General features: G+C 67.3%; 14 protein-coding genes. 6 read left to right on the top strand and 8 right to left on the bottom strand.

Annotated elements, in window-relative coordinates:
- Genes ABIE24_RS03565 through ABIE24_RS03550 form a run of 4 tightly spaced genes read right to left on the bottom strand, consistent with a single transcriptional unit; the run spans position 1 to position 4,184 of the window.
- Positions 1-864 (bottom strand): carbohydrate ABC transporter permease, encoded by an 864-nt coding sequence (locus ABIE24_RS03565; RefSeq protein ID WP_354496888.1) that lies wholly within the window; start codon positions 862-864, stop codon positions 1-3.
- A complete protein-coding gene (locus ABIE24_RS03560; RefSeq protein ID WP_354496886.1) occupies positions 864-1,829 on the bottom strand; it encodes a carbohydrate ABC transporter permease in 966 nt (321 codons plus the stop codon). Before ABIE24_RS03560 ends, ABIE24_RS03565 begins: the two co-directional genes overlap by 1 nt.
- 3 nt (positions 1,830-1,832) lie before the next feature.
- Positions 1,833-3,122 (bottom strand): extracellular solute-binding protein, encoded by a 1,290-nt coding sequence (locus ABIE24_RS03555; protein WP_354496884.1) that lies wholly within the window; start codon positions 3,120-3,122, stop codon positions 1,833-1,835.
- 30 nt (positions 3,123-3,152) lie between these two features.
- The gene (locus ABIE24_RS03550) at positions 3,153-4,184 is read right to left on the bottom strand and encodes a LacI family DNA-binding transcriptional regulator (protein WP_354496882.1); all 1,032 of its coding nucleotides are present in this window, start codon (positions 4,182-4,184) and stop codon (positions 3,153-3,155) included.
- 263 nt (positions 4,185-4,447) lie between these two features.
- Between ABIE24_RS03550 and ABIE24_RS03545 the strand changes: the two genes are divergently transcribed.
- On the top strand, positions 4,448-5,989 hold the full coding sequence (locus tag ABIE24_RS03545) for an HNH endonuclease signature motif containing protein (protein ID WP_354496880.1): 1,542 nt from the start codon (positions 4,448-4,450) through the stop codon (positions 5,987-5,989).
- 25 nt (positions 5,990-6,014) lie between these two features.
- Here ABIE24_RS03545 and ABIE24_RS03540 read toward each other — a convergent pair whose 3' ends face one another.
- Positions 6,015-6,935, bottom strand: coding sequence for an AEC family transporter (locus ABIE24_RS03540; protein WP_354496878.1), 921 nt, complete (start codon positions 6,933-6,935; stop codon positions 6,015-6,017).
- An 88-nt stretch (positions 6,936-7,023) separates the two neighbouring features.
- Here ABIE24_RS03540 and ABIE24_RS03535 point away from each other — a divergent pair, with 88 nt between their 5' ends.
- Complete coding sequence (locus ABIE24_RS03535; RefSeq protein WP_354496876.1) at positions 7,024-7,842, top strand: alpha/beta fold hydrolase; 819 nt, start codon at positions 7,024-7,026, stop codon at positions 7,840-7,842.
- Here ABIE24_RS03535 and ABIE24_RS03530 read toward each other — a convergent pair.
- Together ABIE24_RS03530 and ABIE24_RS03525 are read right to left on the bottom strand one after the other, a co-directional pair.
- Positions 7,839-9,230 carry a cryptochrome/photolyase family protein gene (locus tag ABIE24_RS03530; RefSeq protein WP_354496874.1) on the bottom strand — a complete coding sequence of 464 codons (1,392 nt, stop codon included), beginning with the start codon at positions 9,228-9,230 and terminating at the stop codon, positions 7,839-7,841. The genes ABIE24_RS03535 and ABIE24_RS03530 overlap by 4 nt on opposite strands.
- Entirely contained in the window at positions 9,221-10,237 is a 1,017-nt protein-coding gene (locus tag ABIE24_RS03525) for a magnesium and cobalt transport protein CorA (protein WP_354496873.1), read from the bottom strand. The genes ABIE24_RS03530 and ABIE24_RS03525 overlap by 10 nt, the downstream gene beginning before the upstream one ends.
- A gap of 128 nt (positions 10,238-10,365) precedes the next feature.
- Here ABIE24_RS03525 and ABIE24_RS03520 point away from each other — a divergent pair, with 128 nt between their 5' ends.
- The 4 genes from ABIE24_RS03520 (at position 10,366) to ABIE24_RS03505 (ending at position 14,721) form a co-directional block, all read left to right on the top strand.
- Positions 10,366-11,244, top strand: a complete 879-nt coding sequence (locus tag ABIE24_RS03520; RefSeq protein WP_354496871.1) for an ABC transporter ATP-binding protein — start codon at positions 10,366-10,368, stop codon at positions 11,242-11,244.
- An 84-nt stretch (positions 11,245-11,328) separates the two neighbouring features.
- Positions 11,329-12,372 carry an aliphatic sulfonate ABC transporter substrate-binding protein gene (locus tag ABIE24_RS03515; protein WP_354496869.1) on the top strand — a complete coding sequence of 348 codons (1,044 nt, stop codon included), beginning with the start codon at positions 11,329-11,331 and terminating at the stop codon, positions 12,370-12,372.
- A gap of 118 nt (positions 12,373-12,490) precedes the next feature.
- Positions 12,491-13,351 (top strand): ABC transporter permease, encoded by an 861-nt coding sequence (locus ABIE24_RS03510; RefSeq protein WP_502916240.1) that lies wholly within the window; start codon positions 12,491-12,493, stop codon positions 13,349-13,351.
- Between the two features lie 275 nt (positions 13,352-13,626).
- Positions 13,627-14,721 (top strand): Glu/Leu/Phe/Val dehydrogenase family protein, encoded by a 1,095-nt coding sequence (locus tag ABIE24_RS03505; RefSeq protein ID WP_354496865.1) that lies wholly within the window; start codon positions 13,627-13,629, stop codon positions 14,719-14,721.
- Positions 14,722-14,775: 54 nt separating this feature from the next.
- Here the strand turns inward: ABIE24_RS03505 and ABIE24_RS03500 are convergent, their stop codons facing one another.
- Positions 14,776-15,513, bottom strand: a complete 738-nt coding sequence (locus ABIE24_RS03500; protein ID WP_354496863.1) for a DNA alkylation repair protein — start codon at positions 15,511-15,513, stop codon at positions 14,776-14,778.
- Positions 15,514-15,545 lie beyond the last annotated feature (32 nt).

The following is a 15,545-nucleotide window of genomic DNA, read 5'->3' as shown; positions in this document are numbered from 1 at the left end:
TTAGCCTTTCACCCCGGACCCGATGTCCGTGGAGACGAAGTAGCGCTGGAACCAGATGAACAGCAGGACGATGGGAGCGGCGAGCACGACGGCGCCGGCGAGCATGGAGCCGAACGGGTTGGTCGTCGACGAGGCGATGGTGGTCATGTAATTGGCGAGTGAGACGGCGAGCGGCTGGAGGCTGGAGTCCTTCGTGATGAGGAACGGCCAGAGGAACTCGTTCCACGGGCCGATGAAGGAGATCAGGATCACCGTGACCAGTGCCGGCTTCACGAGCGGGATCGCCACCTGTCGAAGCACCCGCAGTTCGCTGGCACCGTCGATCCTGGCGGCGTCGAACATCTCCTTGGGGATCTGCAGGAAGTACTGGCGGAAGATCACCACTGCTGTCGAGTTGATGAGGAACGGCAGGATCATGCCGGCATGGGTGTCGCCGAGGCCGTAGTCCCGCGCGATCATCACGTAGAGCGGGATCATGAGAAGCTGAAACGGAACGACCTGTACCAGCAGCACGATGGCGAAGGTCGTGCCCCGCCCGCGCCATTTGAGCACGGCGAGCGCGTAACCGGTGACCATTCCGAACAGGATCGTGCCGACGACGACCGCGCCGGCGAAGATGCCCGAGTTGACGAGCCCGGTGAACAGGTTGATGCGCTCGTTGATCGCGACGTAGTTCGCTCCGGTGATGTTGGAAGGGTTGGGGAAGATGCCGGCGATCGAGGTGTCGGGAGTCGTCTGGAACGACCCGATCACCATGTAGTAGAACGGGAAGAGGAAGAGAAGCGCGCCAAGGGCGAGCACGGTGCCGCGAAGGGCGGCCTGCCCGCGGGTGAGTTCGCCTGGGACGCGACGTTTCGTGGACATCAGTCTTCCTTTCCGCCGGCGAACCGGTTCTGCAGCAGGGCGATGATGAGCACGACGATGACCAGCACGACGCCGATCGCGGCCGCGAAGCCAGGTTTCCCCTGCTCAATGCCCTGCTGGTACATGATGAAGACCGGCGACGTCGATGCCCCGTTCGGCCCACCGCCCCCGGTGAGAAGGTACGGCTCAGTGAAGAGGTTCGCTCCGGTGATGGTCGCCAGGATGAGCACGAGAACCGTCGCCGGCCGAACGCCGGGAACGGTGACCGAGAAGAACGATCGAATGGCTCCGGCCCCGTCCGCCGACGCCGACTCGTAGAGTTCCTTCGGCACGTTCTGGAGGGCAGCAAGGTAGAGCAGGATGAAGAAGCCCAGTTGCTTCCAGGTGACGAACAGCGCGATCGTCGGCATCGCCAGGAGTGGGTTGATCAGCCAGCTTGGATCCGGCGCCAGAGGACCGAGGACGGTGTTGACCAGTCCACTGCCGCTGAACATGAACAGCCAGACGGCGACGACGGCGACACTTGCCGTGACGTACGGCACGTAGAAGCTCACCCTGAGGAATGTTCTGAAGTGGATGACGCGGTCGAGCGCCGTTGCGAGGACGATCGACAGCACGACGGTGAGCGGGACGTTGATGATCAGGAAGACACCGACGTTGAGGAAAGACCGCAACACAGCGGGGTCGGTCAGCGCTGCGACATAGTTGTCGAGGCCCACGAACGGCCGTTCGACCACCGCGCCGGGTGCCGAGAAGAAGTAGTCGTGCAGTGACATGTACACGGCGAAGATGAGGGGGTACGCGAAGACCACGGCGAGGAAGATCAGATAGGGCGTGCTCAGGAGTACGCCGAGCGGGTTCTTGCCGAAGATGCGTTGGAGAACGGGTCGCTTGCGCGATCCCTGCCCGGCCGCCCCACCGGGGGTGACGACCCCGGTGGAACGGCCGACCGTTTCAGAGGACATGACTTATCCCTCTTCTGCCAGAGCGTCGACCTTCTCGGCGGCCGCCTTGAATTGCTCCTCGAGGTCGCCCTCGCCGGAGATCACGGCCTTGGAGTACGTGTCACGCACGATCTGCATGATCTCGACGGTGTTGCTTCCCGGGGGCACTTCGACCATGCGGGATGCCTGGTCGCCGAACTGGGTGTATGCCGGGTTCGCTTCGAAGTAGTCCGGGTAGGTGTCGGGAAGGTTCGTGCGCAGAGGCATCTGGCCGGTGAGTTCGAGCAACTGACCGTCCTGCTCCTCGCTCGTCGCGAACTTGAGGACGTCCCACGCCGTTGCCTGGTTCTTGCACGCAGTATAGAGGCCGACGTTCTTGGCGTCGCTGAAGGTGTAGGTCTCCTCAGGTGCGATGCCGGAGCTCGTCGGCACCGGCACGGAACCCCAGTTCATGTCGCCATAGACAGAGACGGCCCACGGGCCGACGATCGACATCGCCGCGACGCCGTCCGCGAAGGCGTCGCCCTGGACCGCCTCGCGTCCGGCCAGACCTTCGTCGTAGAGGGTCTTCCAGAAGTTGGCGACGGTGATTCCTTCTTCGTCGGCGAAGACCGCTTTGCCGTCCTCGACGAGTCCCATGCCCCCGCTCTCAGCGGCGAACGTCGGGAGGAAGTCGAAGCCGACCTGGAAGAACTGGCTGTCGGTCGACGGGTTGATGGCGAACGGCGCCACGCCGGCGGCGGACAGGGTTCTCGAGGTCGCCAGGAAGTCGTCGAAGGTCGACAGAGCCGGGTTCTCCGGATCGAGTCCTGCCTGGGCGAACATGTCCTTGTTGTAGAAGATCATCACCGGGTTGGCCTTCCACGGCATCTGGAAGTAGCCGCCCTCCGGCGCCTGGTACTGCTCGGCCGAATCGCCGCTGCGCTCTTCGATGTACGAGGTCCCGTCCTCGAAGCTGGCAAGGTCGACGAGACCGCCCTGCTTCTGGAACTGCCCGACAGCGGACGGCGCGGTGTTGAAGACGAGGCAGGGGGCCGTGCCGGCAGTGATGGCAGCGCCGATCACTTCCTCGCTCGTCTTTCCCGCAGGGATTTCCTGGCCTTTGATTTGCTCGTCGGCGTTCTCGGCGTTCCAGGCCTCGACCATCGCCTTGGCCCATTCGATCTCGAATTCGTTGTTCGAATACCAGATGGTGATGTCGCCACGGGCGGTGGAGGCATCCTCATTGGCTGCGTCTCCTCCTCCGCACGCGGTGAGCGCGAGAAGAACGGCTGCCGCTGAGGCGGTCGCCGCAATGCGTGTGCGTCGTTGCACGGTGTTTCTCCTTAACTGTGCGCGGCTGCGTCAGCCGCGGTCTGATGGTGCTGGGCCGGTGGACGCCCGGATGAGGAGCGAGGCAGGGGGAAGCTCGACGCTGTCGGCAGCGCCGGTGGCCACGAGTTCGAGCAGGGTGCGCGCCGCAACCCGACCCCATTCGACGGGGTCGCTCGTGATCGTCGTGAGGGCAGGGAAGACGTAACCGGAGATGTCGGTTCCGTCGAATCCGGTGATCGACAGCTCCTCCGGAACCCGGAGGCCGCGCTGCTGGGCGACCCCCAGTCCTGCGATGGCCATCGGGTCGTTGGCGTAGACGATCGCGGTCGGGGGCTGGGCTGCGTCGAGAAACCGTCGCGTGGCATCCGCCCCGCTGGAGGCGGAGAAGTCGGTCTCGATCACCAGCGAAGAGTCGAGCCCGGCGTCGCGCATGGCGTCGTCGAAGGATCCGCGGCGGCGACCGCCGTGCATCATGTGGGGGTCTCCGGCGACGTGCGCTATCCGGGTGTGGCCGAGCTCCACGAGGTGGGCGACAGCCTCGGCGATGCCGTGGGTGTCGTCGACCTGCACGGAGGGGACAGCCACGGCGGGGTTCGGCCGGCCGAGGGCCACGGCGGGGAGTCCGAGATCGGCGAGCAGTTCGAAGCGTTCGTCGTCGGTACGGAGGTCGGTGAGGAAGACGCCGTCGACGCGGTTGTCGCCTGCGAGAGTGCGGTAGCTCCGCAGTTCCGCCTCGGCGTCCGGGACCACACTGAGGACGAGGGCACGGCCCTCTTCGGTGAGGACGGATTCCACGCCGGCGATGAATGCCGGAAAGAACGGGTCGGCGCTGATGACCTCGGCCTTGCGTCGGATCACGAGCCCGAGCGCGAACGACGTGCTCGTCGACAAGGACCGCGCGCTCAGGCTGGGACGCCAGCCGAGGTCGCCGGCGACCTCGAGGATGCGCTTGCGGGTTTCGGGCGAGACGCCGGGTTTGTCGTTGAGGGCGAACGACACGAGGCCCTTACTGACTCCGGCTGTGCGGGCGACGTCGGTGATCGTCGGCTTGCGTTGAGCCACGTCGCCTCCCCATCGAGAATCATCCGGACTTAACCGGTTTAGGCACAAGCTATACCGGTTTAGTTCGAAGGTCAAGGAAAACCCCGGGCGCCTCACCTTCGTCGCTGATCGAGTAGCCGACGGAGCATGCGGGGCCGGCGTACCGAGATCGCCGCCCAGCAGACTCCTCCACAGCAGGTTTTTCTCGGAAAGTTGTCCACACCGGCCCTTTCCCGAGGGTTCCCTGGGGTGGGAATGTCGGTGGTCGCTGGGACACTGGTGCCATGAAGGATCCGTGGGAGTCAGACGACGACCGGCCGGAGTGGATCATCCCGACCGGCGCTGAAGCTCGCGCGGGCGCGATCAGCTGGCTTCAGTTCTTCACCGTCCGTTTCGACCTGTGGCTGTTGAACGCTGGCGCTTTGGGCATGCCGGACAGCGGCGCCCTCGCCGACGGCTGCTCGAGCATCGTCGATGAGATCGCGGATTTGGACCGGGCCGAGGCCCGGCGGCAAGCGTGGAAGATCGAACGGATCGATGAGGCCCGGCGGGCGGCGGAAGCGACCCTGCACGGGGTGCGGGTGCTCGGCTCCGACCTGTCCGCGAACCAGCAGCGGGAGATGGCGCAGCGGTCCCTGGTCGCGGAACTGGCCTGCGCGCTGCGGCTGCCGGAGAGCACGGTGGTCGGGATGATCGCCGACGCCGACGCGTTGATGCACCGGCTACCGGCGACGATGACCGCGCTGCGGGCCGGGGAGATCTCCTACCGGCACGCGAAAGCAATGGTCGACCAGACCGGCACCCTCCCGCCGGAGGCCGCCCTCATGCTGGAGGGGCAGGCGTTGCCGTTCGCGCGGGTGTTGACGGTGGCGAAGTTCCGGGCGAAGACCCGGCTGCTGCGTGAGTCCCTCGACCCGGACTCGATCGCCGACCGGGTCGCGAAATCGGCGCAGGTTCGCCGGCTCGAGTTCGAACCGGCGAACGACGGGATGGCCTGGCTCAGCCTGTACACCACCGCCCCGGAGGCGACGTCGATCTACACCGCGGTCCGGGACTACGCCGTCGCGGCGCAGAGCCCGGATGATCCGCGCACCCTGACCCAGCTGACCGCCGACGTCTTCACCGACGCGCTCTCCGCCGCGCTCAGCGGAGACCTCACCGAACGCGACACTCCAGACACTCCGGACACTCCAGACACTCCGGTGCAGGGGCGAGCGCGGATACGGTTCGGGTCCGGGGCCGCGTTCCGGAAGATCCGCCCCACCGTCACCGTCACCGTTCCCGCGCTGACCCTGCTCGGGGTGTCCGAGGACCCGGCGACGCTGGACGGCTACGGCCCGATCGACGCCGACACCGCGAGGGCCCTCGCCGGGCAGTCGGACACCTGGTACCGGATCCTCACCGACCCGAAAACCGGTGCACCGATCGCGTTCGACCGCACCAAATACCGGCCCACCCCGAAGATGAAACGCTACCTCCGCTACCGCGACGGCACCTGCCGGTTCCCCGGCTGCAACCGCGCCGCCCGCCACTGCGACCTCGACCACACCCACGACCGACAGCACGGCGGCCTGACCGAATGCGAGAACCTCGCCCACCTCTGCCGAAAACACCACCGGCTGAAACACCAAACCACCTGGAAGGTGCGACAACGAGGCAACGGAGTTCTGGAATGGACCTCACCCGGAGACCGCAGCTACATCACCCACCCCGACCTGCTCCTCACCAGCCCCGAACCACCACCCGACCAGCCGGACCAGAACGACCAGCCACCGCCAGCCCCACCAACACCGAAGCGGTCGTTGAACGATCCACCGCCGTTCTGACGAAGCGGTCAGTGAACAGGAGCCGTCAGTGCAGCAGGAACGATACGACGACCAGGACCCCGACCGAGCCCACCGTGGTCAGCAGGATGGTGTCGCGTGCGAGCAGCACTCCGCGGTCGTACCTCTGGGCATAGTTGAAGACATTCTGCGCGGTGGGCAGACCCGCAAGCACGACGATGGCGAAGAGTTCGATGCCGGTGATGCCGAACCCGTACTGTCCGATCAGCCAGGCGGCGACCGGCATGAACGCGAGCTTGATGATCGTCGCCAGCAAGACGTCCCGCCGGCCTCCCCCCGGTTCGAGGATCTTCGTTCCGTGCAGGGACATGCCGTAACTGATGAGGATCATCGGCACGGCGGCCGCCCCGATCAGCCGGAACGGTTCCATCACCGGCGCGGGAATTTCGAGCCCCGTGACGGACACCAGCAGGCCAAGCACCGAGCCGATGATGATCGGGTTGCGGAAAGGTTGGGTGAGAACGCTTCGGACAGACACCTTCCCGCCGGTTCCGACGTCGAGGAGCGTCAGGGCGACCGGCGCGAACACAAGCAGCTGAAGAAGCACCACGGGCGCCGAATACGCGGCGTCCCCCAGCACATATACCGACACCGGAATACCGATGTTGTTGGCATTCACGTATCCGGAGCACATCGCCCCGACCGTGGCTTCCGGCAGTTTTCGCCGCCAGAACACAGCAGCGACGACGACGAACAAGCCGAAAGCCGCAACTGCGGCAAGGAGGGAAACGACGAGAAGCGGCGAGAACAGCCGCTCGACCTCGGCGTCGGCGAGCACGGTGAAAAGCAGAAACGGCGACAGGACGAAGAAGACGGTCCTGGCGATGACCGGTTGGCCGTGCGGTCCGAGGAGGTCGATCCGGCCGACGACATAACCGATCGCAATGATGGCGCCAATGACGCCGAAACCCGTGAGGACGCCAGACACTCGTCAATCCTGTCATGCACCGCGAGTGGCAGAGACCAGAAATCGCTGCGCTCTAGCTGTCTCGCCCCTGCGTCGCTACTCTCGAAGAATGCCCCACGTCGACGTGCCGGGATCCCGGCTTTTCTACGAGACAGCCGGCCACGCCTCGGGCGAACCGCTTCTCCTCCTCCACGCAGGTATCGCGACGTCGCGCATGTGGGATCCGCTGGTCGAGACCCTCGCCGCAGACCACTACGTGATCCGCTATGACTGCCGGGGGTTCGGGCAGACCGACTGTGAGGCATCCGGGTTCTCCAACCGCGATGACGCCCGCGCCATTCTGGACCACCTCGGGGTGTCCCAGGCGACGCTCATCGGCGCGTCGCGCGGTGGACGGATCGCGCTCGACGTCGCGGTCGAGACACCGGACCGCGTCGCGGGAATCGTCACGATCGGATCCGGCCCGGGTGGGTTCCCCGAGGTGGAACTCACCGACGAGGAAGAAGCACTCTGCACCGACCTCGACCGGGCCTGGGAAGAGCGCGACTTTCCCAGGATGATCGACCTTGAGACGAGGCTCTGGGCGATCGGTCCCCTCCGCAATGAGGACGACCTCAACCCCGAGTTCGTCCGGACGGCCTACGAACTCGGCCGAGCCAACCTGCACCACCAGCCCGGTGTGGAAGCGACCGCCGACGACCTCGAACCGCCGGCTTACGACCGGGTGGTCGACCTCGATATCCCGGCCCTCGTCACCGTCGGCGAATTCGACATCACTCCCGCGCTCGTGCAGTTCGAATACCTCGCGGCGACGATTCCCGGGGCTTCCCGGCATGTCTTCCCGAACACCGCCCACCTGCCGAGCGTCGAGCATCCGGACCAGTTCCTTGCCGTCGTGTCGCCGTGGCTGGCGGATAACGGCCTTTAGCCCGCCTCCCGCTTTGCTCGGGTGACCACGTCGTACGCGGCGAGCGCCGCCCGCCTCGTCGCGGCGAGGTCCACGATCGGGTCTGGATAGGCGTCCGTGCCCCACTCGGGCACGTTCTGCCGGATGTATTCGCCGTGCGGGTCGAACTTCTTCGCCTGCAGTTCCGGGTTGAAGATGCGGAAGTACGGGGCGGCATCCGCCCCTGAACCGGCGACCCACTGCCAGTTGAAGGCGTTGCTGGCCGCGTCGGCGTCGACGAGGGTGTCCCAGAACCATTGCTCGCCGAGTCGCCAGTCGATGAGCATGTTCTTGGTGAGGAACGACGCCACGATCATCCGTACCCGGTTGTGCATGGCGCCGGTGCGCCAGAGTTCACGCATCCCGGCGTCGACGATCGGGATGCCGGTCCTCCCGCGCTCCCACGCCCGGAGCGCTTCCTCGTTCACCGGAGGCCACGGGAACGCGTCGAACTCGCGACGCCAGTTGACGGTGGCGAGGTCGGGGGCAGCGAAGAGCACATGGGAGGCGAACTCTCGCCAGCCGAGTTCGGTGAGGAACCGGGTGGCGCCGGCTGCCGCCCTGCCGCTCGCGCCGCGTCGCGCCGCCTCGGTCTCGTGCAGCACCCGGTAGGGGCTGATCTCGCCCCAGCGCAGGTGCGGCGACAGGCCCGACGTCGCCGACTGCGCCGGAATATCGCGTTCGTCGTCGTAGGAGTCGAGCTTCTCTGCCAGGAACTCGTCGAGCAGGCGGCGGGCGGATGCCTCACCCGGCTCCCATGCGTCGCGGAGGCCCCCTGCCCAGTCCGGCTTCGTCGGCAGGAGAGCCCAGTCGTCGAGGTTCTCACTGGCCGCCTGCCCGCTCCAGCCGTCGACCGTTGCGGGTGCATCCAGCGGCGCCCGGGGCGGTGGCGCATTCTGACAGGCCCGCCAGAACGGGGTGAACACCGAGTACGGCGTGCCTTGCCCCGTCGCGATCGTCCACGGCTCGTACAGCAGCGAGGCCGCAAAACTCGCCACCTCGACGCCGTCGTCGCGGAGTCCCGTCTTCAGCCGGGCGTCGACCGCGCGTTCCGCTGCGCCGTAGCGGCGATTCCAGAACACCGCCTCGGCACCGGTCTCAGCCACGAGCACGGGAAGCACCTGCTCGGCCGCTCCGCTGCGCAGCATGAGCTGCGCGCCGACGCCCTGCAAACCTCCGGCAAGCGATGTGAGGCTCTCGTGCAGCCACCACTTCGCGGCCCCGCCGAACGGGCGGATGCCGGCGGACTCCTCATCGAGGACGTACACGGCGACAACGGGCCCGCCCCGCCGGATCGCGGCGAGCAGCGCGGGGTTGTCGTCAAGCCGCAGGTCGTCGCGGAACCAGACAACGGACGGTGTCACAGCCATTTGTTCTTCTTGAAGACGATGTAGAGGCCGATACCCATCCCGAGCATGAGGAGGATCGCGAATGGGTACCCGAGCTGCCAGTGCAGCTCGGGCATGTGGCGGAAATTCATACCGTAGATCGTGCCGATGAGCGTCGGAGCGAAGAGGATCGCCGCCCAGCTCGAGATCTTCTTCACCTGCTCGCTCTGCGCGTAGCTCGCTTCCGACAGCCTGCGGGTCTCCTCGTTCTGCCTCTGCCCGACGAGGGCGCTGTTCACCGTGAGGGCATTCTGCAGGAGCGAACGGAACGCATCCGCCCGTTCGATCACCCGGAGGACGTGGTCGTGCACGTCACGGAGGTGCCGGCGGAGTTCGACGTCGACGTCGTACTTCTCGAAACCGGCGGTGAGCGCATCGAAGACGCCGACGAGGGGCTTCGTCGCCCGCTGGAATTCGATCACCTCGCGGCTGAGCGCGTAGATGCGCTTCGACGACTCCTTGCCCTCGGTGAAGAGGGCGTCGTCGATCTCGTCGATGTCGTTCTGCAGCCCGGCGATCACGGGCGCGTACCCGTCGACGATCTCGTCGATCACCGCGTAGAGCACCGCTTCGGGCCCCCGTGCCAGCAGGGGCGCGTTGTTCTCGAGCCCCTTGCGGACGGCGGCGATGTTCGGCGTCTCCGCGTGCCGCACCGTGATGGCGAAGTCGGGGCCGAGGATGACGTGCACCTCGCCGAACTCGACGCGTTCCTCGGCATCGAGATAGCGGGCGGCCTTGAACACGGCAAGGAGAGTGTCGCCGTACCGTTCCATCTTCGGCCGCTGGTGGCCGCGGAGGGCGTCTTCGATCATGAGTTTGTGCAGCCCGAATTCGGCGGCGACCGACTGCAGTTCGGCGTCGTCGGGGCGGTACAGGCCGATCCAGGCCATACCGTGCTTCTCGTGCAGTACCTCGTAGGTGTCGTCCAGGCTCGGCGGGCTGGCCACCCGCTCACCGCGGACATACACCGCGTTGTCGACGACGACCATGGGCCACTCCTCCTCCGGCTGCATTCGCCGCTGCCCGCCAGTGTTACACAGTGTTTCGGCTCGGTGGCGACCGGCGCAAGCGCCTCGGTACCGTGGTATACCCGTCTCCCTACCCTCGGAAGCTCCGTATGCCATCCCCCAGCACCGCACCGGCACTTCCCGGCACCTCCGCTGTGCCCGGGGCGTCGGATGCCGGCTACGCGGTCGAATTCGCGTCGGTCGGCCGGTCCTTCCCCAGCGAGCACGGTGCCCGCACCGTCCTCCGCGATGTCTCCATCACCGTGAAACCCGGTGAGGTTGTGGCGATCCTCGGCACGAGCGGCTGCGGCAAATCCACCCTGCTGCGGATCGCCGGCGGCCTCGACGCCGCCTCGACCGGCCGGGTGCTCATCGACGGTTCAGCGGTCACCGACTTCGACGGTCGGACGGCTGTCGGGTTCCAGGAGCCGCGCCTGCTGCCCTGGCGCAGCGTCACCGACAACGTCGCGCTCGGCCTGCCTCGGGGCACGGCGAAGGCAGACGGCGTCGCCCGTGTCGCGCGGCTGATCGAGCTCGTCGGCCTGGGCGATTTCGCGGGTCACCGGCCGCGTGAGATTTCCGGCGGGATGGCGCAGCGGGCATCCCTCGCTCGCGCCCTTGCCCGGAACCCCGGTGTTCTGCTCCTCGACGAACCGTTCGGAGCGCTCGATGCGCTGACGCGGCTCAAAATGCAGGACCTCCTGCTCGACGTGCACGCAGCAGCACCCACCACTGTTCTTCTCGTCACCCACGACGTCGACGAAGCCCTCCAGCTCGCCGACCGGATCATCCTGCTCGGCCGCGAGGATGGCGCCGACGGCTCGACGATCGCCCAGGAGCTCGTCGTGCCAGGCACCCGTCCCCGCGACCGCGGGTCGGCGGAGCTCGCCGAGCTTCGCGGCCGGCTCCTCGACGGGCTCGGCATCGACCGTCACGGCCAGGCCCGCGGCGTCGAGTCGACGACAGCAATGCCTCACTTCCCGTACTGACCCGCTTCACGCAGCACCCAGCACCCAGCACCCAGCACCCAGCACCCAGCACCCAGCACCCAGCACCCAGCAAAGGATTCTCTTATGATTCGTAAACGCCTCTCAGCCGCGGCGCTTGTCGCCGGCGCTGCCGCCCTCCTCCTGACCGGATGTGTTGCGGGCGAGAACACCGCCGGTTCGTCGGAATCCACGACCGACCCGGCCGGCGAGATCGTCACCACCGGCGGCGAACTGAACATCGACTTCGCCACCTACAACCCGCTCTCCCTCGTCATCAAGGAGAAGGGCTGGCTCGAGGAAGCCGTCGCAGATCAGGACGTGACGGTGAACTGGATCCAGTCGGCCGGTTCGAACAAGGCTAACGAGGCCCTGCGCGCCAACGCCGTCGACGTCGGATCGACGGCCGGATCCGCGGCTCTGCTCGCGCGCGCCAACGGCTCGCCGATCCAGGTCATCGACCTGTACTCGCAGCCGGAATGGTCGGCACTCGTCGTCGGCCCGGACTCGTCCATCACCGACGTCGCCGAGCTCAAGGGCAAGAAGATCGCCGCGACTAAGGGCACCGACCCGTACTTCTTCCTGCTGCAGGCACTCGAAGAGGCCGGCCTGAGCCAGAACGACGTGACCATCGAGAACCTCCAGCACGCCGACGGCTGGGCCGCACTCCAGAACGGCTCCGTCGACGCCTGGTCCGGGCTCGACCCGATCATGGCCGGTGCCGAGCAGGCCGGCGCCAAGCTGATCTACCGCAACGTGGACTTCAACAGCTACGGCTTCCTCAACGCCACAGAGACGTTCCTCGAGGAGAAGCCCGACCTCGCCCAGACCGTCGTCAACGCCTACGAGCACGCCCGCGCCTGGGCAGCCGAGAACCCGGAAGAGACGGCGCAGATCCTCGCGGATGTCGCCGGCCTCGACCTCGAGGTCGCCACCAACGTGATCACCGAGCGCTCCAACCTCGACGTGGACCCGATCCCGGGCAGCGCGCAGCGCGACGTGCTCGAGATCATCGGCCCGATCTTCGTCGAAACCGGTGACGTCACCTCGCAGGAGCAGGTCGACGACGCCCTCGACACGATCATCAACGACACATTCGCGAAGAAGGCCGACGCCGACGCGATCGGCTAGTCGCCTGGCGGGGATCCCCGGATCCCCGCCACCCACCGCAAGAGGACCGGACATGAGCCGCAACGACAACCTGACGACCAGCGAAACAGTGCGCACCGGAACTGCATCGTCGGCCGGCATGGACGGCCAGCAACCCGTCGCCGTTCGGGCAACCCCCTCTGTCGTTGCCGCCACAAAGGCCGCCGACAAAGCAGCCGACCGCGCCGCGGGCCGTGTTCCACTCACCCGCCGCACCTGGTTCGTGATCGCCGGCGGCGCGCTTCTTCCCGTCATCGTGCTCGTGGTCTGGCACCTCGTCACCACGCTCGAACTCGTACCGATCTCGCAACTGCCGTCGCCGAGGATGGTGTTGGAAGCCGCCGTCGACCTGTTCCAGCGCGGTCAGCTCGGCCAGTACATCGCCATCTCCACCCAGCGTGTGCTGATCGGGTTCAGCATCGGCGCGCTCCTCGGACTGCTGTTCGGCGCGATCGTCGGACTGTCGAAGCTCGGCGATATCCTCCTCGCCCCCAGCCTCGGCGCCATCCGTGCCGTGCCGTCGCTCGCGTGGGTGCCGCTCCTCATCATCTGGCTGAAGTACGGCGAGGAATCGAAGATCACCCTCATCGCCATCGGCGCCTTCTTCCCGGTGTACACCACCGTCTCCGCAGCCCTGCGGCACGTCGACCGGCAGCTCGTCGAAGCGGGCCGGGCCTTCGGGCTGAACGGCACCCGGCTGTTCACGACCGTGCAGCTGCCCGCCGTGCTGCCGTCGGTCGTCTCCGGCCTGCGTCTCGCCCTCGCACAGGCCTGGCTGTTCCTCGTCGCCGCCGAGCTGCTGGGCGCGTCGATGGGCCTGGGATTCCTGTTGAGCGATTCGCAGAACAACGGCCGCCTCGACCGGATCTTCCTCGCCATCGTGCTGCTGGCCGTGCTCGGCAAGCTCACCGATTCACTGGTGGGGCTCTTCGAGCGCTGGGTGAACAAACGCTGGAGCTGACCGCGCTGCGCTGACGTTCGCGGCATCCGCCCTTTCACGGCGCGAGGTCATCCGTTCCGGACGAAAACACCCGGCGCGCCGGATGACCTCGACCGCAACGGGTGACCTGGTGGCCCCCTCCGCCGCGGCAAGCCGACCCGGAGGCGTCCGGCGCAGCCTCCCTTGTCAAAGCACACCGTCGTTGGCGATGATGGAGGTGCCGACACCGCGCCACCCGCGCACGCGTCGGCATGCCCACACCCCGGGCACGACATCACCCACAAGGAGATACGACAATGACGTCAGCTTTTCACGCGGGCGCGTCCCTCGACGCCCTGCACTCCCCCACCCTCGACCACGAGACGGTCCTGGTCACCCGCGGCATCCGTTCCGGGCTCACGATCAGTGTCGCCGTCCACTCCACCCGCCTCGGTCCCGCCCTCGGTGGCGCCAGGGTCTGGCACTACGGGTCGTGGCTCGAAGCCGTCGAGGACTCCCTCCGGCTCTCCGCGGGGATGACCCTCAAGAACGCGGCAGCAGGACTCGCCCGCGGCGGCGGCAAGTCGGTGATCTTCGTTCCGAGCGGCATGACCCTCGACGACAGCGCCAAACGCGCCGCGATGCTCGACCTCGGTGACGCGGTCGAAAGCCTCGGCGGCAGCTACCAAACCGCAGAGGATGTCGGCACGAGCGCCGAGGACATGGCCGTCGTCGCCGAACGCACCAGCCACGTCTGCGGGCTCCCGGCCGATCGCGGCGGGGTCGGCGAACCGAGTGACGCCACCGCGGCGGGCGTGTACTCGGCGGTAACCGCCACCCTGGACACCGTCTACGGGAGCCCGCTCGTGCGCGGCAGGCGAGCCACGATCTCGGGGCTCGGCCAGGTCGGCGGCCGCCTCGCCCGCAGACTGGCCGACGCCGGGGCATCCCTCATCGTGACCGACGTCAATCCCGCCCGCCGGGCGCTCGCCGAAGAGATCGGCGCCAGCTGGATCGAACCCGGCGACGAGCACCTCTTCGAGACCGACCTGTTCATCCCGTGCGGTGTCGGCGGAGCCCTGAGCCGCGAGGTGATCGCGCAGCTGCGCTGCGCCGCCGTCGTCGGAGCGGCCAACAACCAGCTCGCCGAGCACGACGGAGCCGAACAGTTGGCCGAGCGCGGCATCCTCTGGGCGCCCGACTTCGTCGCCAACGCGGGCGGGGTCATCTATCTCGACATGGCGTCGCAGCCGGGTGCCGACCTCGAGTCGATCCTCGCGCGGGTGAACGGCATCGGCGACACGTTGCGGTCGGTCTACCGCTCAGCGAAGGAACAGGGCGTGACGACCCTGGCGGCCGCGGAGAAGCTCGCGACGGACCGGCTCGAGGGGGTCGCGCTCACAGCGGCGTAGATCGCGGACGCGAGCGGATGCCGGTGCGGCAGGAGCGCGCGGCATCCGCTCGAGTCAGCGCATCGCCCGGTAGCGGGCGCGGTCCTCGGCAGGCAGGTGCTCGGTCGCGTAACTGAGGGCGGTCCGCCCGAGCAACGCCGCATGGGTGTCGAGGAAGCCGGTGAGCACGCTGCGATCGATCCGCTTACCGACCTCGCGGAGCATCCATCCGACGGCTTTCTGCATGAGGTCGGCGCGGTCGTCCTGCAGGCGCTCGGCCAGTTCCAGGGTGGTCGACGCATCGCCCGCGTAAATGAACCCCGCTGTCGCGATCATGGCCGCCCGCCGATGCCACAGCACGTCGCTGTCGGCGAGCTCGAAGAGCACGTCGCGGGGCCGGTCGAGCAGGTAACCGCCGAGCAGGGTCGGCGCCGACGAGTCGACGAGGTCCCAGTTGTTGACCCGCCCGCGACGGACGGCGGCCAGGTAGAACGCGGCACGTTCGCGGCGCACGGCGTCATCGCGCTTCGGCGGTTTCGAGGCCCGGGCGAATTGCGCCACCAGAATCAGGAGTGCGGCCAGCCGGTGCTCGTGCACGGGGCTCTCGAGCAGCGCGTCGACCTCGGCGAGCGGCAACTCCGCGAACCGTTTCACGACGACCCGCGTGTCAGGCACGGTGACGCCGAGAAAGACATCGCCTTCCCCGTACTCCCCCGGGCCGGTCTTGAAGAAGCGAGCCGAACCGATCGCACGCTCGGGCGATGCGACTGCGGCGAGCGCGTCCTGCACGTCGGTGGCTGTCGCATGCGTCATGTCTCGCACTCTAGCCCGACTCACGCAGTTAA

The sequence above is a fragment of the Mycetocola sp. 2940 genome (assembly GCF_040548835.1).
Lineage (GTDB): Bacteria > Actinomycetota > Actinomycetes > Actinomycetales > Microbacteriaceae > Mycetocola_A.
This window is presented reverse-complemented; position numbering and strand designations above follow the sequence as displayed.